A 25,487-nucleotide genomic window follows, 5' to 3' on the forward strand; every position below is an offset into this window, starting at 1 on the left:
GGGAGCGGTAGCTCCCCTTTTTGTTGTTCTGACGGCTGTGGATAACTTGTCACCCTCTATAAATGAATGACTTACATATAAATCTGTGGAAATCCCGGCGAACTTTGCCATGTTTCGCGCCAAATCTAAGCGGCGGATTCAATAGATTTGAACACCCTATTCCGGTGCAAAAAGTGGCGCTATTCTCGAATTCCGAGGAGCTGGGTTAATAAGTGGTTGAAATTTAAGCGCAAAAATAATTGATCAAAAAATAGCCAATTTGCTGGGAGGGCTGGAATTTCGTGGGGTCTGAGATTTTTCCCTACCGATATTAACAAAGTTATCCACAGATTTAGTGGATAAATTACAGTTCTGTCACAGATATCCCCAACATGTAGTTGTTAGTGGTCAAAAATGGTGCAAAACGCAATAAAAGCTTACATTTCACTGGGCGTGGGCGCAGATATGCACTGCGCCGGTAATGGGAAATAAACCTTTTAATGCGATTCTGGTTGGTTATAATACCGCGCCTGAAGTCCACCCCTCTTTTCAACTGTTCTACAGCAGTGGAATAGCCATATGTCATATCAGTTAGCCCGACAGTTTCTGTTTCGCCTTCCGGCGGAAGCCTCCCATAATATTTCCCTGAAGATGCTCAAAATGGCTGATAACGCCGGCATGTTGGGAATGTTTATGCCCCAAATGTATTCTCGGCCGGTCGAGTTGATGGGAATTACCTTCCCCAATGCGATTGGTCTGGCGGCGGGATTGGATAAAAACGGCGATTACATCGACGGCCTGAGTAAACTGGGATTCGGCTTTATCGAAGTCGGCACAGTGACTCCCAAGCCCCAGGACGGTAATCCCCTGCCGCGTCTCTTTCGCCTGGAAGAACGTAACGCGATTATCAACCGTATGGGATTCAACAATTACGGCGTTGATTACATGGCGGAGCGTTTGCGCAAGAAAAAATACGCAGGGGTGATCGGCGTTAACGTTGGAAAGAACAAAGATACTCCCGCTGAGGAAGCCGCCTCGGACTATATCGCTTGCATCAATAAGGTGTATCCCTACGCTTCCTATATCACCATCAACATCTCCTCGCCCAACACGCCTGGATTACGCGCACTACAGTTTGGCGACTCTTTGCGTAGCATGCTGCAGGATATCAAAGACTGCCAGGAGCGCATGAACCAGCAGCATGGGCGCTACGTGCCCTTTGTCGTGAAAATCGCGCCAGACATGTCGGACGACGAAGTACATATGGTTGCGCGCACCCTGCTGGACTACAACATGGACGGCGCCATCGCTACGAACACCACGTTGTCACGTGAAGGCGTTGAGAGTCTGGCTCATGGAAAAGAGCAGGGCGGCCTGAGCGGCGCGCCGCTGACCAAGCGATCCACTCATGTGGTGAAAGAATTGTGCGCGGCGTTGGAAGGGCGGATTCCTGTCATCGCATCCGGTGGCGTGATGAGCGCCCAGGATGCAGTGGAAAAAGTGCGTGCGGGCGCCAAACTGGTGCAGGTGTATAGCGGTCTTATTTATCGGGGGCCGGCGTTGGTGCGGGAAGCGGCTGAAGCGATTGGCGGTCTGGAAGGCTAAGCCCTCAATGAAAAGGCCCGCGATGCGGGCCTAAATGGGGTTGGGTGAACCCCTCCTTTATGAATGAGTGTCTAAGTGAATCAGGATGCTATGCCAGGGCTTCTGTGTATCCCTGATACGCCGGTGTAACCATCCCAATGGTCCGCTCGGCCGTCGCGCCAGCCGTTAATCCACTCTTGACGCATTTGAGGATTGGCGGCGGGACATAAATCTTTTGACCGGCCGCTTACGCCGGCACGGTAACCCTTGAGGTACGCTCTTTCGAACATATCGCGCTTCTGTCTTCTCATTCTTTAATGACCTCACCAATTTCTGGGTTAGACAGGAATTCAAACAGATAAACTTTTGAATCGGAATTTGGACTAGAAAGCATCTCCTTATCGTCTGATCGTGTACGAGGGGATATATATCAGAGTAATAGCGCTACACTTTCAAGTTAAGCCAAATTTAATTTCGATGTACACGAATTATTTCATCTATGTGACGGTTTTTTTATAGTTTTGTGGAATTAAATCCGGTTAAGCGCTTGATCGCCTTAGAACCGTCTTTAACCCTTGATATGCAACGATTTGTAACGGCGTAGGAATATGAATGAATTTTCATTGTTTGCAAGCTGTCCCAAAGGACTGGAGTATGTGCTCGCAGACGAATTAAAGACTCTGGGCGCGGAAGTGCTTAAAACCAATCCTGCTGGAGTTGAGGCGAAGGCGGATCTTGCCGGTGTTTACCGAATTTGCCTGGGCTCCCGTCTCGCTAACCGGGTGCTGCGATTATTGCAGTCCACCCGCACTGCTACCCGGGATGGTCTGTATCAGGCTGCTTCCGAGGTGAATTGGAGCGAGCACCTGCGTCCAGGAGAAAGCTATTGGATCGCGGCGTTTGGCTCCAGTGGCGATATCCGACACTCTCGCTTTGGCGCGCAGGTGGTCAAAGACGCCATTAACGATCACTTTCGCGACCGTGACCTGGCGCTGCCCGTCATCGATAAGCGTTCCGGCGTGCAAACTGTGCAGTTGAATCTGGCGAAGACCATTACATTGGGGCTGGATCTGGCGGGTAGAAGTCTGCACCAGCGTGGATACCGACAAGAGGGCGCGGCGGCGCCTTTAAAAGAAAATCTGGCGGCGGCCATTCTTTATCGCGCTGGCTGGCCAGAGCTATGTGGAGAGGATGGCTGCTTTGTCGATCCCATGTGCGGCTCCGGCACTTTGGTGGTGGAGGCGGCGATGATTGCGATGAATATCGCGCCGGGATTGCTGAACCCACACTTTCTGTTTGAAAAAGCCCCCTGGCATGATCCGGAAGTCTGGCGTGGAGTCTACGAAGAGGCGATGGAAAAAGCGGTGCTGGGCAAGCGACGCTGGCGCGGCGCGATATTCGGCTGTGACCTGAACCCTGCTGCTATCCGCACTGCCAAGCGCAATCTGTCCCGCGCAGGACTTGATCGCTGGGTGAAGCTGGAAACGGCAAGCGCGATGGACTTTACTCCGGATACGGAAGGCTGCGGGCGGCGCTTGCTGGTGTGCAATCCTCCCTATGGCGAGCGTTTGGGGCAGGAATTGGAGCTGCGTTCACTGTATCGGGCGTTGGGGCGGAGGCTGAAAACCGCATATGGTGAATGGAAAGCGGGCATTTTCACTTCCAGCGTCAACTTGGCGAAAGAAATCGGGCTGCGGGCGGACAAGCAATACCATCTTTATAACGGTCCTCTGGCCACGACGCTGTATTTATTTGATATATACGGGAACCGACCTGAGGCGGAAGCGCCGCGCAAACCTCAGAACGCCTCTCTTGAAGGCATCTCCGAGCAAGCGCAAATGTTTCGCAATCGACTGAGTAAGAATCTGGCGAAGTGGAGCAAATGGGCGAAGAAGCAGCAGCTTAGCGCTTATCGGATCTATGATGCGGATATGCCGGAGTACGCTGTCGCCATCGACTGGTATGACGGCGGAATCATCGTGCAGGAATATGCGCCGCCGAAATCCGTGGATGAAGAAAAGGCGCGCCAACGCCTGTTGGACGTTTTGGAAGTCACCCCGGCGGTGCTGGGGATCGACGGTGGGCAGCTGTTTCTCAAGCAGCGTAAAAAGCAGAAAGGCATGCTGCAGTACGAGAAAACGGACTCCAGTCGCAAGGAGCGCATGGTAGAAGAGCATGGTTGCCGGTTCTGGGTGAACCTGTCCGATTACTTGGACTCAGGGCTCTTCCTTGATCACCGTCCAACCCGTTACTGGATTCAACGGCATAGCTCGGGCAAGCGCTTTCTGAATCTGTTCTGTTACACAGGAGCGGCTTCTGTCCATGCGGCGGCGGGCGGCGCTGCGACCACCACCAGTGTGGATATGTCGCAAACCTATCTGAGCTGGGCGGAGCGTAACTTTCACCTTAATAAGCTGAGCGGCCCCCACCGTTTTGTGCGCGCGAACGTCCTGGAGTGGCTGAAAGCCGAGCGCAATACATACGATCTGATATTCCTTGATCCTCCTACATTCTCCAACTCCAAAAAAATGGAGGATGTACTGGATATTCAGCGGGATCATGCCGGGCTGATTGAAGATTGCATGCGGTTGCTGGCGCCGGGAGGGGTATTGATCTTTTCCTGTAACTATCGACGCTTCAAGCTGGACTCAGGCATTGAGGAGCGTTTTGCGGTGGAAAATCATACCACCGCCAGCATTCCTGAAGACTTCAAGCGCAACGAACGGATTCATCAGTGCTGGCATATCCGCCATAACGCTTGAGTAAGTGCGTGTAGCGCCGGGTTTAGAACTCGTATTTCAGACCGGCGCTAAGCTGCATGGTGCGGATCGCAGTCTCCGTGTCGCGGTGAATGCGGCCGAACTCCAGAACGCCCCAGAGGTCGCCAGTGACCTTGATTTCCGTTCCTAGTGCGTAGCTGACGCTGAAGCTGCTGTCGGTGAGGTCTTCCGGAATGTTTTGATGAGCGTCTGGATCGTCTTTAGAGACCTTGCCCTTCATATGGGTGAATCCGAACAAGGCGTATACAGACAGATAATCCGTAGCCGGATACTGCGCGCCCATATACCAGCTGGCGAAGTAGTCCATACCGATATCCAGTCCCGGTTTTGCTTCCTCTTCATCCAGCCCCATGCCAGCGCGAAACTCGGTTTTGACGTAGTCGGTCAGGTAGGAGCCATAGCTAAGCGTGACGCCTGTCGTGCTGGCGCTGTTGCTGCCGCCGACCCGTTTGAAATCGAACTGGGTGGCGCTCAGTCCGACATAAGATTTGCCTTCTTTTTCTCCCTCCGCGCGGCTGCCGGGGCTGGCCAGCAAAACCGCCAATACGGTGAGAACGGTTGTGATCGAACGCGGATGACGAATGCGGCGCTTCATTATTATCTGCTTTCCATGAGTTATTTTTATCGGTGCGGCATGCGACCAGAGTAGAGGCGCAATAGGTTGGGATTGTGACTTAAGCGGTCAACGCAGTCACGGAAAAGCGTCACAAATCAATTTGCCGCCTTTGGGGAGGGGCCTAGAGCTCGGCGATGTCCTGCATCTTGGTCTGGATGACGCGGCGCAGCTCGCTTTTTTCGAATTCGCTGGCGCGATGAATGAGCGGCAGGCGCAAGCGATGTAGATGCAGACAGGGGATCTGGTCCTGGAAGGGCTTCAGGTCGCCTTTGACCAGGATGGGCAGAAAAGGGTCGGATTCCGTACGCATTTTATTAAGCACCTCCAGCGCTTTGCGCATAGCGACGGGCTTTGCCGGCGCTTCTGGGTCTTTGGGCTGTATCAGCATGAACATCCCTTTCTGTTTGATCAGCTCGCCGGGAATAATATGAAAGCCGGTGCGGGTGACGGCCTCTTCTTCAATATGGTTGAACGTGTCGTGAAAGGCGTAAGGATCGGGCAATATAACCAGATTACGGTTATAGTCTTCAGGGAAGTGCATGCTGTAATTGGTATAGATTTGCCGTACGGAGCCTGAGAAGACGCAGAGTTTGTTCTCAAACTTCAAGACGAACTCCTGGGCTTTGCTGCGATCGGCGAGCAAGTCCAGGTCCCAGATCAGATCTGAGTTCACGTTGTTCGATATTTCCATGCGGGCGCGTTTAGTTGGCTGATAGGTCTGATTAAAGCGTGAAGACACTGGAAGTTATCTGCAGTCCAGTAAAAACTTAGCAGTGAAGCGGGTAACCAACAAGCCACAAAGGTTTTCAGAAAGGTAATATATTGTTACTTAACTTCCGGCGAGCTTCGGCTTCCGATGAGCAAACCAATAAATTCAATAATAAAGGTGCAAGTGAAATGAGTCAGGGAACTACCGGCAGTCTCTCCGCAATCTCCAAATCACAGGGGGCGGAGCTTATCCATCAGGATGGGGCGTTGATGCAGGCGCTGGGGCAGGCGTTTTTTGAAGTGCAGGCTCTGGAGCATGTGCTGGCCTGTTTATACGGCGCCAGCCCTCATGGACTGGGGGATACATGGAGTCGCGAATTGCGCAGAATGCTGTACACCGTAGAAAGCGGCGGTGTGGAAAAAACCGTGGAAGAGCTGATATTTGATCTGGAGTTGCCGCAGGATCATTGGTTGCAATTGCAGCAGGCGTTGTATCTGCGCGAATGGGTGATCAGCGGTTTTTTCAGTGAGTTCGGCAGCCGCCTGCAGGTGCTGGAGACAGATGTTGGCGAAAAGCTGGTGGAGCGCATGCGCGCCGCTTCCGAAGAGATTTCCAAGGCGGTAATGGATTTGCAGGAGTTGGTGTTTCAGCGTGAGATGGACTGCGATGAGCCTATGTCGGAGCAAGTGCAGCGGGCGGCGCGGTTTTATTGGGTTGGAGCGGAGTAGGGCGGCTGCGCCGCCCGGCATATTCAGCGGAGGCGGCGGGTCAGTTCAGCCATGACGAAAACGTTGTTCTCCGCATTGAAGCCGGAAAGACCGTTTTCCAGCAGAATTTCCTGTCGCCTTTCGAGAAAGGTTTCAAAGTCCAGTTCCGGCAGAAAATCCGTGATCCGCGCCAGTTCAAAAGGCATGTCGGCGTCGAAGGCTTCGAACAGACGTTCCAGCAACTGGGCGTCAGGGTCGAGGCCGTCGACGTACACGGTGGCTTCCGCCAAGTCGCTGGACAGGGCGCGAATGACGTCTTTGCCGGTTTCGCCCTGCTCAAACAAATGTTCCCGGGATAAGCCGTGACTGTGCTGGTAGCCGAAGTCCCAATCCTCCCAGTCGTCCTCTGGAATGATCAACGCCTTTTGGATGGCTCCATCCGGGTCGGTCCAGGCGATACAGATAGGGTAGGCGTCGTCGTCCGGGCTGCTGGCTTCAATGTCCAGGAACAGGGCGTCTTCCAGATGTTTGCTTTTCATAATCAGACTATTTGGGCTCGGCAAGTTATTGACATTTAATTATATTTGCTCAACCTTATTTCACCAAACAGACTTTGCAGGCGCCCGGGAGTCTGAATACGAGAAACGGCGTTGGGATCAGTTATCGAGAGATTCTGACGACTTGAGTCGTATTTTGTCCGTTTTATAGCTATGGATATATTAATGAAATCCTGTCTAGTCGCATGTTTTTTCCTTCTTTTTTGCATTTCCCCGGCTCAGGCCGCCTCTCCGGATATCCCACAGCAACTCGCCGACTGGTCCGGCTGGGTGTTGCACGACCATATTGATAAAGACTGTACCCCTGCGCATGACGGGGGCGGTGCGAAAGTGTGCCTCTGGCTTGGCGCACTGGAGCTGGATCTGGAGATGAAGCGGCTGGACTTCCGTTTTCAGGCGGAAAGTCAGTATGAGGGGTGGCTGTCGCTGCCGGGCTCCGTGCAATTCTGGCCTCACGAAGTGAAGCTGTCCGGTAATCGGGTGGCGGTCATAAATATGGACGGTGTGCCTTCGATCTGGCTTCAGCCCGGAAGTTATCGGGTGCAGGGGCGCATCAGCTGGGAGCAGTTACCGCAAAGCGTTCCATTGCCCAAGTCATTCGCCATGACCAGATTGGCCGCCGTGGCCGCGCTGGAAGGGCGGGCGTATGTGGACAGCGGTTCCGCGCTATGGCTGGTGCGTGATCAACTGCAGGCGAATCTGCAGCCGGATTCTTTGAAAATCAACGTGTTCCGCAAGCTGATCGATGATGAGCCAAAGCTGCTGGAGACGCGTTTGCAGCTGGATGTTTCTGGCGGGGAGCGGGAAGAAGTGCTGGGCGGCTTTCGCTTGTCCGGCTGGGAGCAGATTTCACTGACCAGCAACTTACCAGCGCGAGTTGAAAAGGATGGTCGTCTGCGGATTCAAGTGCGCCCAGGCTCCTGGACGCTGGTGGCGCGTTTTCGCCAGACCAATCGTACGGATGCTTTCTCTATGGAGCCTGAGCCAGGAGGCGTCTGGCCTGAATCGGAATTGTGGGTGGTGGAGACGCAGCCTCAGTTACGTCGTGTGGAAATAGAAGGGCGCGTTGTTGATCCGCAGCAGACTCTGTTGCCCCAGGAGTGGCGGACATTGCCGGCGTTTCGGGTGGCGGAAGGTTCGCCTCTGGATTTGAAGGAAATTGAGCGGGGCCTCACATCTCTGGCGGGTAATCGTATTCGGCAGCATACCCAGGGCTGGCTGGCGTTCGATCAAAGTCGCTGGATCTGGCGCGATCGTCTGACGGGTGAAATGTCGCAGGGGTGGCGTTTGGAGCAAGGCGCGCCTTATGAGTTAGGGAAGGTGGATCTGTCAGGGCGGGCGCAATTGGTCACACAGTCGCGTCAGGACTCCAATCGGGGCGTGGAAGTACGGCGCGCCGACCTCGACATGACGGCGGTCAGTAGTTCGCCGGTAGAGCGTGAGGCCGCCGCGTTTGTGATTCCCGCCAGCGGCTGGCGCGATGGCGGCGGCAGTCTGAATCTTGAGAATGTCTCCAGCGACGTCAATTTACCGCCGGGTTGGTGGCCTTTGGCCGCTTCCGGCGTGGACCGCAGTGCGGGAACCTGGTTTGACCGATGGTCTTTGTGGGATTTATTCCTGCTGCTGTTGATAACCGCAGCGGTGGCGCGTTTGGAAGGCGTCGTGTGGGGAGGGGTGACGGTAGTGGCGCTGGGATTCGCCTATCACGAAATCTATGCGCCGGTGGCGGTGTGGTTGCTGTTGATTATCCCCAATGCGTTACTGCGCGTGGTTCGTCCCGGCTGGATGTTGAAACTGGTTACCGGCTGGCGTTGGGGAGCATTGCTGATATTGGCGGGTATGCTGCTGAACTATGGTGTGGCCCAGGTGCGTATGGCGATATATCCGCAGTTGGAGCGTGACTCCGGTGTAGTTTACTCGGCAGATCATGCAACGATGGGGCGTGAGGTGGATGCGGAAGAGGATATGCAGAGCGCTTATATGTTGCAGGAATCAATGGAGCCCGCGCCGCCTGCGCTGATGAGCGCGCCAATGTCTTTGAGGGAAAAGCAGCCTGAAGATGTGGCGCCGGAGGCTCCTGCGCCAACTGGGCCAGGGGTGCCGGACTGGAGTTGGAAAAAAGTGAATCTTACCTGGCAGGGGCCGCTGAGCGGTGATGAAAACGCCAAGTTGTATGTATTGAGCCCCATGCAAACAGGGTTCGCGCGTATTGTCCATTTTGCGCTGCTGGTGGTGCTGTTGGCTTGCCTGGTAGGGCGGCGTGGCGGGCGCAACGACAAGGGGGATGACTCGCCGCAACCTGGCGTCACCACTAAGCTGGCGGGATTGGCGCTGCTGGCTCCTCTTGCGCTGATGGCTCCGGCGGAGCGGGCGCACGCCGATACTGGTTATCCCAGTCCGGAAATGTTGCAAGCGCTGGAGCAACGTTTGACTGCGCCGCCGGCCTGTGCTCCCCGCTGCGTGGATGTTAATTCCGCCAACCTGATTCTGGATGGTTACAGTCTGACATTGTCGCTGGAAGTCAGTTCGTTGCAGCCGATTGCTTTGCCGATTCCAGCTCGCGCCGGTTTCTGGCGGCCTGAGAATGTGTTTGTCAACGGGAAGCGCTGGGATCGTTGGAGCGCTGGGGACGATGGCGTCTGGCGTATTCCGCTGGAAGCCGGCGTGCAGGAAGTGGTGTTGGAAGGCAGCGTGCGGGAAGTGGATCAGTTTCAGCTGGCGTTTCCTCTGCGGCCTCATCGATTTTCGGCGAAAGTGGCGGATTGGTCGATGTCCGGCGCGGGTAGCAATGAGCTGCTGAGCTCCAATATCAAGTTTGAGCGCACCAGCATCAGTCAGCGCAGCTCAGAGTCGCGACAATCTTTGTTCCAGGAGCCGGCGCCCGCCTTCGTCAAGGTCTATCGGGAGCTGGACCTGGGGCTGAAGTGGCGTGTGCGTACTCGGGTGGAGCGGGTGGCGCCGTTGCGGGGCTCCATTTCGGCCAGTATTCCGCTGCTGATGGGAGAGTCGGTGACTTCGGGGGATATCGACGTCAGTAATCAGCGGGCGTTGGTGACCCTGGATGATCGTCAGGACAGTCTGGAATGGGTGTCCAACTTGAGCTTCCGTCAGCGTATCGAGCTGCTGGCGCCGACCAATAGCGCCTGGAGTGAGCACTGGTCGATTCTGGTGGGGCCGCAGTGGAGTTTTGAATACACTGGGCCGGTGCCTTATGAAATTATTCAGTCTGGTTACTGGCGGCCAAAGTGGCGGCCTCAGCCGGGAGATTCCCTGTTCTTGTCCGTTTCGCCCAATAAGGCGGTTGAAGGCCGCATGTTGACGGTGGATAGCCTGAATCTGAGTCAGAAAGTGGGCGGCAAGCAGTTGCAATATACGGCGGATATTCGCCTGCGCACCTCGCGAACCCAGCGCTATAGCTTTGATTTGCCGGATGGCGCAGTCCTGGATGCAGTGGAGCTGGATGGAAGAAATGTCGCCCGCGGCGAAGAAAACAATCGGGTGGATGTAGTGCTCGGTTATGGCGAGCAATTCTTGCGCATACGCTGGCATGAGGAGGCGCAAGGAACACAATGGCGTTATCAGACGCCGGCTCTGCAGTTACCGGCTCCGGTCAGCAACGTGCAGCTCCAGATTCAGTTGCCGGATCGCCTGTGGCCGTTATGGGTGGGTGGTCCGCAAATGGGACCGGCCATATTGTTCTGGGGTGTGCTGGCGGTAATGTTGCTGTTGGCGTCTGTGTTGGGTTGGCATGGCGGCAATCCGCTGGGCGTGGGGCGTTGGGCGGTGCTGGCGGCCGGAGCGGCTTTGGGCTGGGTGCAGGGATTGCTGGTGCTGGCGGTGTGGTTTTACGCATTCAATTACCGTTATGAGCTGGCCCGCGGTCTGCCGCGTTGGGGGCGCAGATTGTTTAGCGCGTTGCTGGTGTTGCTGACGCTGGCTGTGCTGGGGTGGGTAATCGCCAGTATTCCCAAGGGGTTGATCGGGCAACCTGCGGATTATGTCGCCGGCAACGGTTCTTTTGCGGGGCAGTTGCGTTGGTATCAGGATGCGGCGACGGGAGAATTGCCAACGGCGTCAGTATGGACGGTTCCCGTGCTGTTCTATCGGGTGGCGATGTTGGTTTGGTCGTTGTGGCTGGCTTTCGCCATGATCAACTGGTTGCGCTGGGCCTGGGAAAAGTTCTCTGAGCGTCTGCCGGAGGCGCCGGTCAAGCCTGGGCGCAAGGATAAGAAAGCGAGTGCGGGGAAAGCAGATGAGAATTCTTCGCAAAACCAACTGGCCAAGCCGGAATCTCCCGTATAGGCTATGTGCAGTGTTTACGGTCGCTGTTGGTCCTGTGTCGACAGCCGTATAGAGTCGGATAACGCGGTTACTTGAGTGAAGTATGAAAAAAGAAGAGTTTAATGAAGGATTATTGGCGTTTCTGAACGCCTCGCCGACCCCTTTTCATGCGGTCGCCAATATGGTGGAAATGCTGGAAAAGGCTGGCTTCAGGCGTTTGCATGAAGAATATGAATGGTCGTTGCAGGCCAATGAGCGTTACTTTATTACGCGTAACGGTTCCTCACTGATCGCATTCAGCGGCGCGCAAGGACCGCTGGAAGTCAGCGGCGCAAGAATGTTCGGCGCGCACACCGACAGTCCCTGTCTGAAAATTAAACCCAACCCGGAATTACTGCGCAAAGGCTATTATCAGCTGGGCGTCGAGGTGTACGGCGGCGTTTTGCTAAACCCCTGGTTTGATCGTGAACTATCACTTGCGGGGCGGGTGACTTACCTGGGCAGCACAGGGGAAGTGAAAAGCACGCTGATCAATTGGGTGCGCCCGATCGCAATGATCCCCAGTCTGGCGATTCACTTGGATCGGGAAGTCAACAACAACCGCTCGATCAATCCTCAGAAAGACCTGCCGGCGGTATTGATGCAATGTAGCGCTGACAGTCCACCAGAGTTCCGTGGCCTGTTGCTGGAGCAAATCAAACAAGAGCATCCCACATTAGATGTGGAGCGTGTGCTGGATTATGAGCTGTGCCTGTATGACACCCAGCCTGCCAATATTCATGGCCTGCAAAACGAATTCCTCAGTTCAGCGCGTCTGGATAACCTGCTGAGTTGCTATATCGGCCTGCAGGCGATGTTGGATGCGGGTTCCAGTCAGCCTTGTTTCCTGGTCTTCAATGATCATGAAGAAGTGGGCAGCGTGTCCGCAGAAGGCGCGCAAGGACCTTTCCTGCGCTCAGTGCTGCTGCGGATTACGGAAGATGAAACGCGTTTGAGTCAGATGATCAGCCGATCCATGATGTTCTCCGCCGACAACGCCCACGGCGTACATCCCAATTATGCGGATCGTCATGATGAAAACCATGGGCCTTTGCTGAACAATGGGCCGGTCATCAAGGTGAATTCAAATCAGCGCTACGCCACCAACAGCATCACCAGTTCGTTCTACCGTCGTCTCAGTGAGGAACTGAATCTGCCTTATCAGGTGTTTGTGGTGCGGACGGATATGGCGTGCGGCAGCACCATCGGACCGCTCACGGCGGCGGAGTTGGGAGTCAAAACGCTCGATATTGGCGTGCCGCAGTTTGCGATGCATTCCATCAGGGAAACCTGTGGTAGCGCTGATCCGCTGACGCTATATGAAGTCAGCAAATTATTCTTTAATACGGCGACGCTTCCGCAGGCGTGACGCGATCAAGGCCAGGGCAGGCGAGATAGTCCAGGGACGGGCTCACTTGTGCAAAGAGGTGTGTGCTTAAGGGGGCGTATAGAAAGATACCGGCATGTCGCGGCTTTTGTGGTGAAAAAGCACGAAGAAGCGAACGATCAAAGGCTAAATATGAGTTTTAATTTTGGATAGAGAAAAACAAGAAGGGAGGTGAAAAAAAGTGGTCGGGGTAGAGAGATTCGAACTCCCGACATCCTGCTCCCAAAGCAGGCGCGCTACCAGACTGCGCTATACCCCGAATGATCTTTACGATCCGAAAAGATTGGCTCCCCGAGCTGGACTCGAACCAGCGACCCAATGATTAACAGTCATTTGCTCTACCAACTGAGCTATCGGGGAACGTCATTTTCGAGGCCGCAATAATAATGACATGGGACTATCTCGTCAACCTTTTCTATTATTAAAAAACGAAGGAAGTTGAAAAAAATTTTAAATCGGTGGGGAGAGGCTATGGAAATCAAGAAGCTGGCGGAGATTAAAAAGATATTGCTGGTAGTGGACCCGACCAAGGAAAGGCAGGAAGTCATTCCCCGAACGATTCGTCTCGCCAAGGCGCTGGGCGCGGAAGTGGAGCTGATGGTGGCGGAATATCAACGGGCGTTGGAATCCAGTTACCCCTTCGACGCCAAGGCGCTCAGTTCGGCGAAAGAAAGCTGTCTGGCCAGTCGTGAACGCTGGCTGGAAGTTTTTGCAGAACAGATGCGCGCCCACGGCATCGCAGTCACTCAGCATGTGCGCTGGGAGAAGCCTCTTTATAAGGCGGTGGTGGAGCGTTGCCGTGAGACCCAAGCGCAACTGATTATTAAAGCCACTCATCATCACTCTATTCTGCAACGGGCGTTGTTCACCAACACGGACTGGCATTTGATACGGGACGCGGATGCGCCGATCTGGTTTGTGCGGGAAGAGCATCGCTGGGATGGTCATATTCAGGTGCTGGCGGCCGTGGATCCGGTAGAGGCGGAGGGCTCCGTCAATAATCTGAATCCGCGCATCCTGGACATCGCCCATGAAATTTCCTGTCGTTTGCCCGCGGAGTTGAATGTCGTGCACGCTTATGAGCCGATTCCTACCGGCATGTTGGTGGAATTCGACGCCATCGTCGCCGATTACGAAGAATATCGCGAGAAAGTGAAATCCAAGCACCAAAAGGCGCTGGATCGCCTGCTGGAGAGCTATGTTGAGTCAAGCACGCACGTATTTTTCGAAGAAGGTTCGCCGGAGAAAGTACTGCCCGCCTGCGTCAATCAGCATGGACATGACTTGGTGGTCATGGGCGCGGTATCCCGTAGCGGCGTGGACCGCATTTTTATCGGCAGCACGGCGGAGCGTGTGCTGGATAATCTGGAGTGCGATGTGCTTGTGATCAAATAGCGGCGTCGGCCGGCGGCGCGGTTAACAAGTCTTGAAGCGGCCGACGTTTTCCTGCAACTGCGATGACAGTTGATTAATGTTCTCACTGTTGGAGGAGGTGGTGTTCACCTGCCGCCAGCTTTCATCCAGCAACGCCTCCAAGGTTTGCATACTTTGCGCGATGCCTTCCGCGTGCTTGGCCTGCTCCTCTGTGGTTTTGGCTACTTGGTCGATCAGGTCGCTGGCTTCTGCAATGCCGCTGTTGGTTTGATCCACGGTTACCGCCAATGTGCTCATCTGCGACACGCTGTTTTGCGTCATGCTGTTGCTCAGGTTGATCATCTTTTCCGTTTCTTCGGCGTCTTTTTGCAGGCCTTCCATGATTTCGCGGATTTCTTCGGTGGAATCCCGGGTGCGTAACGCCAGCTGTCTGACTTCATCCGCCACCACGGCGAAGCCGCGGCCATGCTCGCCGGCGCGGGCGGCTTCGATCGCTGCGTTCAGCGCGAGCAGGTTGGTTTGCTCTGCGATATTGTTGATGACCTGCAGCACTTCCGAGACTTTCTGGCTGCTGCTGGCCAGGCGTTGCATGGAGGCGTAAGAGGTCTCCATTTGCTGGGCCAGTCGGGACAGCGTGTCGGTATTGTTTTGCAGCAGGCGTTTTCCGTTATCCGACTGCGAGGCGATGGATTGGGCGATTTCCAGCAATTTGCCCGCCTGCTGCGCAATGTCCCGGAAACTGTGGGAGATCAGCTGGGTAGATTCGGAGACCGTGACGAATTCGGCTTTCTGTTGCTCCAGACAGTTTTCGCCCTGGTGAGCCACGTCCTGCAAGGATTCCGCTGATTGGCCCAGTTCCTGAGACTTGTCGTTGATGCTGATGCATATCTGCTGGATGAGTTCGACGAAGCGATTGAAAGCCCGCGCAAGCCGGCCAAGCTCGTCCTGTCCCAGATAGGTCAGGCGCCGGGTGAGGTCGCCGCCGCCTTGGGCGATGTCCTCCATGGTGGCGACCACATCTTTGATGGGTTTGCTGATCAGGCGCGACACCAAAGCGGTCAACACCGTGGAAATGACCAGGGTCACCACCAGGAACAACAGCATCTTCACAATGTTGGAGTCCAGAGACTCTGCAATGTACCCGCTGACGCTGCGTAAATCGCTCCAGATGCTGGCTTGCTCCTCCGCCACGATATTCAGCGTGTTATTGACGAGCGGGCGCAACTCGCTGTCCAGCAAGCTGTTTTGACTGCGGGCCACATCGAAGATGGTTTTGGCTTTGCTCTCAAACTGCTTCACCAGCCCGTCGATCTCACCGATCCATTTTTCATGTTCCGGCTTGCGCAGATGCTTCTTCAGATCGATCACTGCATTTTGCGCCCCGTATATTTCCATCAGGAAGGCGTCGGTCTCGGTGGGGGAGCCGGTGCGCAGGAACGCATTCAGATTGATGAGGGCGGCTTGTATGTGATTGCTGACCAGGATGGTCCATTGGATCAACACCTGGGCGCTGGAAGGGTCAAGCGTCACCCTGATGTTGTTGGATAACTCCAGGGTTTTCGGCACAAGGGTTTCCTGCACTGTGGCGATGCTGCTGCGCAGCTCGCGGTTTTTCGGCAGCAGGCTGTTGCGAAACAGATCGTCAATACGCAGGCTGGCGGTTTGCAGGGCGTCGGCGCTCTTCAGTTTGGTGAAATTGGCGTCGGAGAAATACTCTTGCGCCTGAGCGCTGGCCTGGGTGTATTCCTCCAGTGTTTTATCGGCCGGCGTACGCAGGTATTGCTGTTGCAGGCTGGCGCGAGTGGACAGGTTGGCGCTGAGGTCGCTGGTCAGGCGCGCAGTCGGCTCGATGACGGTGGAGAAGTGGTTGGCGCGGGTGGTGATTTCTCGCAGTGACGCGATCACCATCAGCGCATAGGCCAGCAACAGGATCAGTATCAGCGCCGGAACCAGACTCAACTTCAGCATCAATGGAAGATTCTGCAGACGCATTCCGCACCTCAGTAGTTACATCGCTGTTAGCCTGCCGGGGGCATGTCGCTCAGCAGGCTTATCAGCAAATCATGGATTTTTTTCGCTTGCGCATACAGGCTGTTCAGGGAGGCGTTGGCCTCTCCCGAGGGCGCCGGGCTGCGCTGCTCGATATTGAGGCCGGCTTTCATACGGTGGATCTCCGCCAGCACGCTGCGTGCGCCGTCGTAAGCATCCAGCACGGTCAAGGCGCCGCTGGGGATGGCTTCCGGACTGGTAGGCTCCACCTCCAGGTTGCGTTGCAGCCTGCCAAGCAAGTGGTAGTTCTGGTATAGCGCTAGCATCACGTCGCGGATGCTTTTATCGCTGTACTGGTTCTTCTGCGGCTCGGTAAATTTGAGGTTCAGCGCCCGGGCCAATAGCCTTAGCTCATCTTCGATCAACTTGAATTGCTTTTGCGTATCGCCGATATCCGGCGGAGGCGCCAGTACGGACAACACATTGGTGAGCTTCCATAAGCTTTGGTAAACGTCGGCCCCGGACTTGCCCAAAGGGCGCTCAAACTCTGCTTCCGTACTGATGGACTTGGCTTCCAGAATGGCGTTGAGGCCCTGATCCGCTTGCTCCAACAGATCGTACACGTCTTTAGGTCTGAAAATTTGGAAAGGGAGCTGCTTATCTTCGATGGGTGGCAGGTTATTCAGGGTCATCAACTGACGGATTTGCGCATAGGCGTCCAGCGCCTTCGCATAAACCTGATTGGGCAACTTGTCCTGAAATACCGGCGCGTCAGATTCATCAACAGATTTGTTCTGTGCGGCGATCAGGCGCTGGGCCTTCATCTGCATCTGTTCGCTGATCTGGAATACGTTGTTGTTATTGATTATCGCCGCGCCGACATGGCCGCTGAGCGCCCACGCCGCCAGCAGATACAACAACCATCCCGGTCGAATCCGCGGGATCACCATATAGCCGGCCTCAATAGTATGACTTACTTTAAGACTAGCAATAGCTATAAAGAGTGCAAATAAGCGTCGCTTGGATCAATGACTTAGCAGAGAGTTTAAATGCGGCAGCACATTCTCAACCAGTTGCGGCTGGCCTTTGGCGTTGGGGTGAATGCCGTCGGATTGCATTAAGCTGGGATCAAGCGCGACGTTATCCAGAAGGAAGGGCACTAACGTGACTTTTTGTTCACTGGCCAGGTCCTGGTAGATCTGATGGAATCCTTCAGCATAGGCCGGTCCATAGTTGGGCGGAATGCGCATGCCGATCAGAATGGCCTTTGCGCCGGCGTCCGTGATGCTTTCCAGCATGGCCGCCAGATTGTTTTTAATGATGTTGAGGGGAAAACCACGCAAGCCGTCGTTACCGCCCAGCTCCAGCAGGACGATATCCGGTTTGTGCTCTTTCAATAACGCTGACAGGCGGGCGCGGCCGCCGCCGGTGGTCTCGCCGGAAATGCTGGCGTTGATCAACGAGAGGTTGGGGTAGGTGGTGCGAAGCTCGTTTTCCATCAGCGTGATCCAGCCGGACTCCAGCGGGATGCCGTAAGCGGCGCTGAGACTGTCCCCCAGAACGACGATTTTTACTGGCTGCGATTTATCTGTGACAGCCTGTGTGATAGGGCTTACCATCAGACAGCAGAGCGCAAACAGAGTCCAGATGGACTTGATGACATGACGTTGAAACAGATTGAGGAATGAGGTTGCTAGCATGACTTTGGTTGATGTGCTTGAGGTTAAATCGCTGACGAAAAGTGTCTCCAATGGTAGCGGTCGTCTGGACATATTGAAAGGCGTCAATTTGCAAATCAAGGTGGGAGAGTCTTTGGCGATTATCGGACGCTCCGGGTCAGGCAAGACCACACTGCTTAGCATCATGGCGGGCCTTGATCTGCCGTCGGCCGGTCAGGTGTGTATGCTGGGCAAGGACCTGGCGCAACTGGACGAAGATGGCCGCGCCGCAATCAGGGCTCAGCATGTCGGTTTCGTTTTTCAGTCCTTTCAGCTCATTCCCACCATGACCGCATTGGAAAATGTGATGTTGCCGCTGGATCTCGCTGGGGTGGCCGACAGCCGGGAGCGGGCGCGTCAGTGGCTGGATCGGGTAGGACTGCTGGAGCGGGAAGGACATTATCCACGCCAATTGTCTGGAGGCGAGCAACAACGGGTTGCGGTGGCCAGGGCTTTCGCCACGGAGCCGGATATTCTTTTTGCGGATGAGCCTACTGGAAATCTGGACCTGCAAACCGGGCAGCATATCATGGATTTACTGTTCGACCTGAACAAGCAGCATTCGACGACATTGATTCTGGTCACCCATGATCGCGAGCTGGCCGGTCGCTGTGGGCGTTCTCTGGCGCTGGATCAAGGCGTTCTGGAGGCTGCGTAATGACAGGTTCTACGCGACCGCTGCAACTCTGGCTGAGAGAGTGGCGACAACCTTCATTCCGTTTGTTATGGCTTGCGTTGTTTGTCGCCGTGCTGACGGTGGCGTCTATCACTGCATTTACCGGGCGTTTGAAAGCTGTTTTCGATGATGGCGCTTCTCGCTTCCTGGGCGGAGATCAGGTGATTGAGAGCTCCGGCGATCTTTCCGACGCATGGGTGACTGAGGCGCAACAGTTGGGCTTGGAGACGGCGTTTACGCTGGAGTTCTCCACCATGTTGAACCGCGGCGATCAGTTTCAATTGGTTGCGGTCAAAGCGGTGGATGAGGGTTACCCGCTAAAAGGCGAAGTGGGTGTGGTGACTCAGACGGGCGCTTCCACGCAGATTGTGCGACAGGGCCCGGCGCAAGGTGAAGTCTGGCTGGCGCCAAGGCTTTTCTCCCTGTTGGGCGTGCAGTTGGGAGATGCTGTCAGCATTGGGCGTAAGCAGTTAAAAGTGACAGGGTTGCTGGCGAAGGAGCCGGATCCCTCTTTTTCCTTTATAAATGTGGCCCCCCGCGTTTTGATGAACTACGAGGATGTAGCCGCTACCGCGGTGGCGCAGCCAGGAAGCCGATTGAAATATCGCCTGCTGCTGGCTGGCGAAGAGGCGCGACTGGAGCAGTTCAATGCTGACATCGCGCCATCGCTGACGGCCTCTGAGCGCATCGTCTCGGCGAAAGACGGTCGTCCAGCGGTCTCGCGGGCGATAGAACGGGCTGAGCGCTATCTATTATTGGGTGGCGTACTGGGCGTGTTGCTGGCGGCGGTGGCGCTCACCGTCACAGCGCAGTATTACGCCCAGCAACAGAAGGATACGGTGGCGCTGCTGAAAACACTGGGCTGCCGCAGTGGTCAGTTACGCATGCGCTTCGCGTCATTGCTGTTGATTTCCGCCGTCACCGCGTCGATTTTGGGATTAGGATGCGGGCTGCTATTTGAGCAATGGGCGGTGTGGGCCATGGGCGACATGCTGCCGCCTCTGCAAACATCTCTGCCTCTGAACTGGATCTGGCTGCCGCTGTTGACGTTGGCGATTGTACTGGCGGCGTTCGCCTGGCCGGTGTTTCGGGCCCTGGCCAAACAGCCGCCTATGTTTATTCTGCGGCAGGCGGCGGCCAATGCGGACTTTCAGCGCATGCTTGGGTTCTCCAAGTCGCGCATGCTGTCCGCCCTGATTGGTTTTGCGGCGTTACTGATGGTATACAGCGGCGAATTAACAATCGTCGCCGCGGTGTTGATCGGGCTGGCGGCGATGATCGCTGTGGCGGCCTGGCTCATGAAGATGTGGGTGAAGCTGCGTCCGCCGCGCCGCACGGTCACTCCCGGCGCGCTACGGGCAGGCGCTGATCAGTTGAAGCGCCGCCCCTGGTCCACGGTGCCGCATGTATTGGCGTTGGGTAGCGCCTGGGCTTTGTTGTTGACCTTGTTTCTGGTGCGGACGGAGCTGGTGGACAACTGGCGGGCGCAAATCCCTGAAAATGCGCCCAATCACTTCTTTATCAACATCGCTCCTTATGAAGTGGAGCCGATGCGGACCTTGTTCGAGCAGAACCATATTGCCGCGGCGCCGTTGTATCCCATGGTGCGCGGACGACTGACCCACATCAACGGCGAACCCGTGCGGACGGTGGTCAGCAAGGAGCGGGAAGTCGGCGCCTTGAATCGGGAGCTCAATCTAACCTGGATGGCGGACCTGCCGGAAGATAACCGAATCCTGAGCGGTACCTGGTGGGATGGGGCGTTGAGCGCGCAAGGCGGCGTCTCTGGGGTGTCCATAGAAAGCCAGTTGGCGCAGCGTCTCGACGTGAAGCTGGGGGATTCTCTCACCTTTCAGATTGGCGGTGCTGCACTGGAGTCGAAAGTGCAGAGCATTCGCAGCGTGCAGTGGGACAGCCTTAAGCCCAATTTCTACATGGCTTTCGCGCCCGGCGCCCTGGATGGTTTCGCCGCCACCTATCTGACCAGCGCTTACCTGGGCGATAACAAAACCGAGATGGTGAATCAGGTCAATCGTCAGTTTCCTACGGTATCGGTGTTGGAGCTGGATCAGTTTGTGGTGAAAGTGCGGGAAGTGATCGCGCAAGTGTCGCTGGCGATCGAGGCGTTGCTGGCGCTGATTTTCGCGGCGGCGCTACTGGTGGTGGCGTCGTTACTGGCGCGCGAAGCTCCGTCGCGACGTGCGGAGACGGCGTTGTTTCGGGCGCTGGGCGCACACCGGCGTGTCGTGATTGGCGCGACAGTAGGAGAATTCAGCCTGATCGGCGCCTTTGCTGGCGTTATGGGTGTTATCGTGGCGGAGAGTGTGGCGGGATTTCTGCAGTATCGCTTATTCGAGCTGCCTTTTAGTCTGCACTGGGAGTTGTGGTTGCTGGCGCCGTTTATCAGCGCCGCTGCGACGGCGGCGTATGCCTACTGGCGTTTACGGGGCGCTCTGCTGGCTCCGCCTCATGCGACGTTGCAATCCGGCTTCGTGGAGTAGGCTGGCGTAAATGGCGGAGGCGGTTACACAGGCATACAGGCCCGGTAAGGCGGCAGTCAAATACCTGCGCGATTATGCGGAAGCGGAAAGTCGCGGAATTGAGGGTATCGAGGGGCGCTGGCGCAGTGTCTTGGTCATTCCGGCATTTGCAGAAGATTATGAAGGGCTTAAGCATGTGACTGCAGCCCTGACCAATGCTGATTGCCTGCAAATCTGGGTGATAAACGCGCCTATGTCGGCGGAGGCGGACGCATTGGCTGCGACCCGGGCGTGTCTGCGGCAAGCGCAAAGCCAAGGCCGCACCTTATGGCGTCATGGCAATATGCAGCTACAGGAGATCGGTGGCTCAGCGGTTCTGCTGGTGGACAGGTGCGCGCCTGACGTTCTGATTCCCAAAGAGCTGGGGGTAGGGCTGGCTCGTAAAATAGGCGGCGACATTGCCCTGGCTTTGCTCGCTGGCGGCAATCTGCAAGCCTCCTGGATTCACTTCACCGACGCTGACGCCGAACTTCCTGCTGATTACTTCGATCAAGCGAGCCTGGCTGGCGACGGCGTGGCGCTGGTTTACCCGTTTCGCCATCGTGGCGAAGGCGACGCCAGGCAGCAGCGACTGATGCAACTTTATGACAGCAAGTTGCGCTGTTATGTGGCGGGCTTGCAGGCGTCGGGATCTCCCTATGCGTTTCATACTGTTGGCAGCACGTTGGCCTGTCGCGCGGACGCCTACGCCATGGTGCGAGGAATGCCTTTGCGGGCGGCGGCGGAAGACTTTTATCTGCTTAACAAGCTCGCCAAGCTAGGCTCCGTTGTGCAGCTAAAAGGCGAGGCGATCGTGTTAAGCGGGCGGCTGAGTAGCCGGGTTCCCTTTGGAACCGGCCCGGCGTTGCAAAAGGCGCTGGAAGGCGATGGGGCTGTGGCTTTCTACCACCCGGCGACCTACCCGTGTTTGCGCATTCTTCTGCAATCAGTGGCGACGCTATGGCGTCTTCGAGAGCAGCCGGAAGCGGCGGTGGCTAAGCTCGCCTCGGAGCTGAGCGGGTATACTGGACGCGAGGATTTAGCCAACCGCGCTCTGGACGTGTTCGCCATCGCAGGAGCTGTGCGCCGTTTTGCTGCGCAATCCTCCACGGAGCAAGCCTTCTGTCGCCACTTTCACTGCTGGTTCGACGGTTTTCAGACACTTAAATGGATACACTGGTGGCGGGATAATCTGTATCCCAGTATCTACTGTGATCATGAAGAACAAATACGCGCTTTGATGAACGATATAGAGGATAAGGACGAAGTATGAGCCACGCCTCACTCTCTGGTATGGCCGGTGTACAAAAGGCGGCGCCGGAGTCTTTGCTGATGATGTTGACTCCCTGGGAGTATGTCGTGGAGCCGGGAATGGCCATCCGAGGCTGGCGTAGCCGCCCCTCAGGCAAGCCAGTACTGCACTTCATGCATGGCAACGGTTTCTGTGGATTGACTTATGAGCCATTGTTGCGTCTGCTCGCCGAGCATTACGACTTGTTTCTCAGCGATGCGCAGGGGCATGGCGACAGCGACGCCGGCGACGCATTTCGCGGTTGGAATGCAGCGGCGGAAACCGCTTACGCCGCCTGGCGGCATTTTCGTGCGGATTACGGTTCGGCTCCTGTGTTAGGCGTGGGACACAGCTTTGGCGGCGTGTTGACGACGCTGATCGCCGCCGCCCATCATGATGCGTTTGATCAGGTGGTGGCGCTGGACCCGGTATATTTCACTCCAACTATGCTGCGCGCGCTGACCGCCTATCGCTGGCTGCGATTGCGCGCGCCCAATCCTTTGGCGGCGCGGGCGGAAAACCGACGCGATGGCTGGGATGGCATGGCTGAGGCGCGTGAGTATTTTGAAGCGCGCGGCATGTTTAAAGGCTGGCGCGATGACGCATTGCAAGCTTATATCCAGCATGCGTTGCAAGAAACGGAGCGGGGATTGACCTTGAAGTGTCCACCCCGGATGGAGGCGGCGGTGTTCGCAACCTTTCCAGATAAGTTGTGGCCCTCCATCAAACATGTGCGTCAACCCATGGCGATTATTTATGGAGAGAGCTCTTATCCTTTTGTCGTGAAGTCTGCGCAGCGGGCGGCGTCAGTCAACCATCGGGTGCGATTGCAGATGCTCCCGGGCGGGCACTGTTTCATGCAGGAAGATCCGGACGCCGCCTACGCTCATATCCTGGCTTTGGCGGCGTCCGCTGAGTGTTAGCGTAAACGATAGCTATGCAGGCGGGTGAGCAGCGATAAGTCTTTGCGCTGCGCCGCCTCAGTCGCAATGGCGCTGAACACCGGCTTGGCCTGTTGACCGGGACTCGTAGGCCCCAAGGTGATGGTGTTTTGCTTCATGACCCAGCCGCTGGCGTTTATCAAGGCCACTTCGACCACAATATTGTTCACTTCCAAAGCGCTTTGATTGCTATAGGTAATAAAGGCGCGGCCCTGCTTATCTTTCAGTGTCTGTAGCTGCAGATAGCGCTCGGGATTCTTCGGCAAGTCCAGGCGCGATAACTTCTGGCGCGCTTCCTGGCCGTAAGCTCCTGACGCCTCCGCGGCGGCACTGTAGTGGCTGATCGCGGCGGCGGAATTATTGCTTTGCGCTTCGATATCGCCCAGCGCAAGATTGGCGACGGAAGTCGGCAGTAAATCGTTGGCCCGGCGTAGATCCAGCGCGGCTTTGGCGCTGTCTCCTATCTCTTTATAGGCCAGGCCGCGTTTGAGCGTGTGGGCGAAGTATTCCGGGTTCAGCGATACGGCTTTATCGTATTCTTTCAGTGCTGCAGAGTCTTTGTTCTGCTTCTTATAGATGTCGCCGCGCAGGGAGTAAAACATCGCTTCCTCCGGTTCCAGCTTGATGGCCTGATTGGCCCGTTGTAGCGCTTTGTCGGCGTCGCCTGCTTTCAGCGCCTTTACGCCTTCGTCATAGGCTTCATAGGCGGGAACGGTTTTGCGCAGGCGAGCCGTTGCTCTCATAAAGGCGTCTTTGCCGCGATAATTCGATTGGGGCAGCGTCAGGGCTGTGCGGCGGTTCTCTTCTACGCGTTCAGGGGAGGGCGGATGTGAGGCGAACAATCCTTCCAGCCAGTTCTGTGAGCGCCCTTCAGAGAGTTTTACGAACAATTGCTGCAGTTCCACTGCCGCCTGCGTGTCATAACCGGCGGAGGCCATGTATTGCATGCCGTAATGATCAGACTCCAGCTCATGATCCCGACCATACTTCGCCACCGCCATCGTGGCGCCCATGGCGGCTCCGCCCACCAGAATGTCCCGATAGTCCTGGTTGTCCAGCGCCAGTCCCAAACCGGCCACGCCGGCTGATATGAGCAAGTTCGACTGCATGCGCTTGGCGCTGTGGCGGGCGGCGGCGTGGACGATTTCGTGGCCGAGTACGGCGGCCAGTTGCGCCTCGTCATCCAGCTTCGCCAGCAGGCCGCGGTTGATGGCGATCTTGCCGGAGGGCAGCGCCCAGGCGTTGGGAACGGAATTATTGAGTACGACGAATTCGTAGGGCAGGTCGGGGCGGTCGCTGACTTTGGCGAGCTTTTCCCCAACTTGGCGAACATAGAAGGTCAGCTCTGGATCAAGATAATACAGTCCGCCCTGGGATTGTTGTGCGGGTTGGTACTGTTCCTGTCCCAGGCTCATCTCCTGCTGCTCGCTGATGATCATGATTTCGCGTTTGCCGGTAACCGGGTTCACACTGCACCCTTGCAGCAGGATCAAGATTAAGCACAGGCTACATGTAAAGAGGCGTAGCATTATCTTCTCCAAGCGTCTAAATGAATTTCTACAAAAAATGGTCAAGAATAATAACAAAGTATCTAACGATTAAGGTGTTATGAATCTACTGGATTATATTGCTCTCGTCTGGTTCTTATTGAATTGCGTCGGTTACACCTATTACTCGGAGCACCGCGCTAAAACCCGGCCCTGCCTCTCCAATACCCTGGATCTGTATCGCGCTGACTGGATGCGTCGTACGCTGATGCGCGACGCCCGTATCGCCGATGCTTCCGTGGTAGGCAATCTGGAGCGCAACGGCGCTTTTTTCGCCTCCAGCAGCTTATTGATCCTCGCGGGTTTGATCACCGCTATAGGGTATACGGACAAAGCCATGTCCGTCTTTAGTGATCTACCCTATATTGCACAGACCGGCAAGTTCATGTGGGAACTCAAGCTGGTGGTGCTGTGCGCGGTGTTCGTGTATGCCTTTTTTAAGTTCACCTGGTCGATGCGGCAATACAACTTCTGTGGGGTGCTGATCAGCAGCGCGCCGTTGACCTACGAGGACAAGGTCAGTTCCGGCGCGCGTGAGGCGTTGGCCCAGTCCGCCGCACGGGTGGCGAACCTGGCCGGGGATTCTTTTAACCTGGGTTTGCGGTCATACTATTATGGACTCGCCGTATTAACCTGGTTTATCCATCCGATATTGTTCATGGCGATAACCAGCGCTGTGGTGGCTATCCTGTTTCAACGGGAGTTCCGGTCCCGCGCTCTGAAAGCGTTGCGCGCCGGTAAGACCTTTGAGGATGAGGCGGCGGGGAAAGAGTAATCGCGGAGCGTCGACAAT

The 25,487-nt window shown here is 55.9% G+C and carries 19 protein-coding genes and 2 tRNA genes; 11 read left to right on the forward strand and 10 right to left on the reverse strand.

Going from position 1 to position 25,487, the window contains the following annotated elements; genetic code table 11:
- The first annotated feature begins 558 nt into the window (after positions 1–558).
- On the forward strand, positions 559–1,584 hold the full coding sequence (locus O5O45_RS02935) for a quinone-dependent dihydroorotate dehydrogenase (protein WP_305903798.1): 1,026 nt from the start codon (positions 559–561) through the stop codon (positions 1,582–1,584).
- An 80-nt stretch (positions 1,585–1,664) separates the two neighbouring features.
- Here O5O45_RS02935 and rmf read toward each other — a convergent pair whose 3' ends face one another.
- Positions 1,665–1,874: a ribosome modulation factor gene (rmf, locus tag O5O45_RS02940; RefSeq protein ID WP_011398719.1), complete on the reverse strand. Its 210-nt coding sequence runs from the start codon at positions 1,872–1,874 to the stop codon at positions 1,665–1,667.
- Positions 1,875–2,171: 297 nt separating this feature from the next.
- Here rmf and rlmKL point away from each other — a divergent pair, with 297 nt between their 5' ends.
- The gene (gene rlmKL / locus O5O45_RS02945; protein ID WP_305903799.1) at positions 2,172–4,325 is read left to right on the forward strand and encodes a bifunctional 23S rRNA (guanine(2069)-N(7))-methyltransferase RlmK/23S rRNA (guanine(2445)-N(2))-methyltransferase RlmL; all 2,154 of its coding nucleotides are present in this window, start codon (positions 2,172–2,174) and stop codon (positions 4,323–4,325) included.
- Positions 4,326–4,347: 22 nt separating this feature from the next.
- Here rlmKL and O5O45_RS02950 read toward each other — a convergent pair whose 3' ends face one another.
- Together O5O45_RS02950 and O5O45_RS02955 are read right to left on the reverse strand one after the other, a co-directional pair.
- Positions 4,348–4,938, reverse strand: coding sequence for a porin family protein (locus O5O45_RS02950; RefSeq protein WP_305903800.1), 591 nt, complete (start codon positions 4,936–4,938; stop codon positions 4,348–4,350).
- Positions 4,939–5,080: 142 nt separating this feature from the next.
- Positions 5,081–5,632, reverse strand: a complete 552-nt coding sequence (locus tag O5O45_RS02955; protein WP_305903801.1) for a hypothetical protein — start codon at positions 5,630–5,632, stop codon at positions 5,081–5,083.
- Between the two features lie 224 nt (positions 5,633–5,856).
- Here O5O45_RS02955 and O5O45_RS02960 point away from each other — a divergent pair, with 224 nt between their 5' ends.
- Positions 5,857–6,396, forward strand: coding sequence for a hypothetical protein (locus tag O5O45_RS02960; protein ID WP_305903802.1), 540 nt, complete (start codon positions 5,857–5,859; stop codon positions 6,394–6,396).
- 23 nt (positions 6,397–6,419) lie between these two features.
- On the opposite strand, the gene O5O45_RS02965 is transcribed toward O5O45_RS02960, so the two are convergent.
- A complete protein-coding gene (locus O5O45_RS02965) occupies positions 6,420–6,914 on the reverse strand; it encodes a hypothetical protein (RefSeq protein ID WP_305903803.1) in 495 nt (164 codons plus the stop codon).
- Positions 6,915–7,097: 183 nt separating this feature from the next.
- Here O5O45_RS02965 and O5O45_RS02970 point away from each other — a divergent pair, with 183 nt between their 5' ends.
- Both O5O45_RS02970 and O5O45_RS02975 read left to right on the forward strand, forming a co-directional pair.
- A complete protein-coding gene (locus O5O45_RS02970) occupies positions 7,098–11,234 on the forward strand; it encodes a hypothetical protein (protein ID WP_305903804.1) in 4,137 nt (1,378 codons plus the stop codon).
- A gap of 82 nt (positions 11,235–11,316) precedes the next feature.
- The gene (locus O5O45_RS02975; RefSeq protein ID WP_305903805.1) at positions 11,317–12,621 is read left to right on the forward strand and encodes a M18 family aminopeptidase; all 1,305 of its coding nucleotides are present in this window, start codon (positions 11,317–11,319) and stop codon (positions 12,619–12,621) included.
- Between the two features lie 200 nt (positions 12,622–12,821).
- On the opposite strand, the gene O5O45_RS02980 is transcribed toward O5O45_RS02975, so the two are convergent.
- Both O5O45_RS02980 and O5O45_RS02985 read right to left on the reverse strand, forming a co-directional pair.
- Positions 12,822–12,898: transfer RNA gene (locus tag O5O45_RS02980), tRNA-Pro, on the reverse strand.
- A 25-nt stretch (positions 12,899–12,923) separates the two neighbouring features.
- Positions 12,924–12,999, reverse strand: a tRNA-Asn gene (locus tag O5O45_RS02985).
- A gap of 111 nt (positions 13,000–13,110) precedes the next feature.
- Here O5O45_RS02985 and O5O45_RS02990 point away from each other — a divergent pair.
- Positions 13,111–14,034 (forward strand): universal stress protein, encoded by a 924-nt coding sequence (locus O5O45_RS02990; RefSeq protein ID WP_305903806.1) that lies wholly within the window; start codon positions 13,111–13,113, stop codon positions 14,032–14,034.
- Between the two features lie 21 nt (positions 14,035–14,055).
- Here O5O45_RS02990 and O5O45_RS02995 read toward each other — a convergent pair whose 3' ends face one another.
- The 3 genes from O5O45_RS02995 to O5O45_RS03005 form a co-directional block, all read right to left on the reverse strand.
- Positions 14,056–16,005 (reverse strand): methyl-accepting chemotaxis protein, encoded by a 1,950-nt coding sequence (locus tag O5O45_RS02995; RefSeq protein ID WP_305903807.1) that lies wholly within the window; start codon positions 16,003–16,005, stop codon positions 14,056–14,058.
- A gap of 26 nt (positions 16,006–16,031) precedes the next feature.
- Positions 16,032–16,952, reverse strand: coding sequence for a hypothetical protein (locus O5O45_RS03000; RefSeq protein WP_305903808.1), 921 nt, complete (start codon positions 16,950–16,952; stop codon positions 16,032–16,034).
- Positions 16,953–17,027: 75 nt separating this feature from the next.
- Complete coding sequence (locus tag O5O45_RS03005) at positions 17,028–17,702, reverse strand: arylesterase (RefSeq protein ID WP_305903809.1); 675 nt, start codon at positions 17,700–17,702, stop codon at positions 17,028–17,030.
- Between O5O45_RS03005 and O5O45_RS03010 the strand changes: the two genes are divergently transcribed.
- Genes O5O45_RS03010 through O5O45_RS03025 form a run of 4 tightly spaced genes read left to right on the forward strand, consistent with a single transcriptional unit; the run spans position 17,701 to position 23,129 of the window.
- Complete coding sequence (locus O5O45_RS03010) at positions 17,701–18,378, forward strand: ABC transporter ATP-binding protein (RefSeq protein WP_305903810.1); 678 nt, start codon at positions 17,701–17,703, stop codon at positions 18,376–18,378. The two genes, O5O45_RS03005 and O5O45_RS03010, sit on opposite strands and share 2 nt — an antisense overlap.
- Positions 18,378–20,897, forward strand: a complete 2,520-nt coding sequence (locus O5O45_RS03015; RefSeq protein ID WP_305903811.1) for an ABC transporter permease — start codon at positions 18,378–18,380, stop codon at positions 20,895–20,897. Before O5O45_RS03010 ends, O5O45_RS03015 begins: the two co-directional genes overlap by 1 nt.
- Positions 20,898–20,907: 10 nt before the next feature.
- Positions 20,908–22,188, forward strand: coding sequence for a hypothetical protein (locus O5O45_RS03020; protein WP_305903812.1), 1,281 nt, complete (start codon positions 20,908–20,910; stop codon positions 22,186–22,188).
- The gene (locus O5O45_RS03025) at positions 22,185–23,129 is read left to right on the forward strand and encodes an alpha/beta fold hydrolase (protein ID WP_305903813.1); all 945 of its coding nucleotides are present in this window, start codon (positions 22,185–22,187) and stop codon (positions 23,127–23,129) included. Before O5O45_RS03020 ends, O5O45_RS03025 begins: the two co-directional genes overlap by 4 nt.
- Here the strand turns inward: O5O45_RS03025 and O5O45_RS03030 are convergent.
- A complete protein-coding gene (locus tag O5O45_RS03030) occupies positions 23,126–24,616 on the reverse strand; it encodes a M48 family metalloprotease (protein ID WP_305903814.1) in 1,491 nt (496 codons plus the stop codon). The two genes, O5O45_RS03025 and O5O45_RS03030, sit on opposite strands and share 4 nt — an antisense overlap.
- Before the next feature lie 139 nt (positions 24,617–24,755).
- On the opposite strand from O5O45_RS03030, the gene O5O45_RS03035 reads away from it, so the two are divergent.
- Positions 24,756–25,469 carry a DUF599 domain-containing protein gene (locus O5O45_RS03035; protein WP_305903815.1) on the forward strand — a complete coding sequence of 238 codons (714 nt, stop codon included), beginning with the start codon at positions 24,756–24,758 and terminating at the stop codon, positions 25,467–25,469.
- Positions 25,470–25,487: the final 18 nt, after the last annotated feature.

This window comes from Hahella sp. HNIBRBA332, assembly GCF_030719035.1.
GTDB lineage: Bacteria > Pseudomonadota > Gammaproteobacteria > Pseudomonadales > Oleiphilaceae > Hahella.

What these genes read in the sequence shown, in the direction of transcription:
- O5O45_RS02935 (WP_305903798.1), top strand. Translation starts at nt 559, where the DNA reads ATGTCATATCAGTTAGCCCGACAGTTTCTGTTTCGCCTTCCGGCGGAA.
- rmf (WP_011398719.1), bottom strand. Translation starts at nt 1,874, where the DNA reads ATGAGAAGACAGAAGCGCGATATGTTCGAAAGAGCGTACCTCAAGGGT.
- rlmKL (WP_305903799.1), top strand. Translation starts at nt 2,172, where the DNA reads ATGAATGAATTTTCATTGTTTGCAAGCTGTCCCAAAGGACTGGAGTAT.
- O5O45_RS02950 (WP_305903800.1), bottom strand. Translation starts at nt 4,938, where the DNA reads ATGAAGCGCCGCATTCGTCATCCGCGTTCGATCACAACCGTTCTCACC.
- O5O45_RS02960 (WP_305903802.1), top strand. Translation starts at nt 5,857, where the DNA reads ATGAGTCAGGGAACTACCGGCAGTCTCTCCGCAATCTCCAAATCACAG.
- O5O45_RS02965 (WP_305903803.1), bottom strand. Translation starts at nt 6,914, where the DNA reads ATGAAAAGCAAACATCTGGAAGACGCCCTGTTCCTGGACATTGAAGCC.
- O5O45_RS02970 (WP_305903804.1), top strand. Translation starts at nt 7,098, where the DNA reads ATGAAATCCTGTCTAGTCGCATGTTTTTTCCTTCTTTTTTGCATTTCC.
- O5O45_RS02975 (WP_305903805.1), top strand. Translation starts at nt 11,317, where the DNA reads ATGAAAAAAGAAGAGTTTAATGAAGGATTATTGGCGTTTCTGAACGCC.
- O5O45_RS02990 (WP_305903806.1), top strand. Translation starts at nt 13,111, where the DNA reads ATGGAAATCAAGAAGCTGGCGGAGATTAAAAAGATATTGCTGGTAGTG.
- O5O45_RS02995 (WP_305903807.1), bottom strand. Translation starts at nt 16,005, where the DNA reads ATGCGTCTGCAGAATCTTCCATTGATGCTGAAGTTGAGTCTGGTTCCG.
- O5O45_RS03000 (WP_305903808.1), bottom strand. Translation starts at nt 16,952, where the DNA reads ATGGTGATCCCGCGGATTCGACCGGGATGGTTGTTGTATCTGCTGGCG.
- O5O45_RS03010 (WP_305903810.1), top strand. Translation starts at nt 17,701, where the DNA reads ATGACTTTGGTTGATGTGCTTGAGGTTAAATCGCTGACGAAAAGTGTC.
- O5O45_RS03005 (WP_305903809.1), bottom strand. Translation starts at nt 17,702, where the DNA reads ATGCTAGCAACCTCATTCCTCAATCTGTTTCAACGTCATGTCATCAAG.
- O5O45_RS03015 (WP_305903811.1), top strand. Translation starts at nt 18,378, where the DNA reads ATGACAGGTTCTACGCGACCGCTGCAACTCTGGCTGAGAGAGTGGCGA.
- O5O45_RS03020 (WP_305903812.1), top strand. Translation starts at nt 20,908, where the DNA reads ATGGCGGAGGCGGTTACACAGGCATACAGGCCCGGTAAGGCGGCAGTC.
- O5O45_RS03025 (WP_305903813.1), top strand. Translation starts at nt 22,185, where the DNA reads ATGAGCCACGCCTCACTCTCTGGTATGGCCGGTGTACAAAAGGCGGCG.
- O5O45_RS03035 (WP_305903815.1), top strand. Translation starts at nt 24,756, where the DNA reads ATGAATCTACTGGATTATATTGCTCTCGTCTGGTTCTTATTGAATTGC.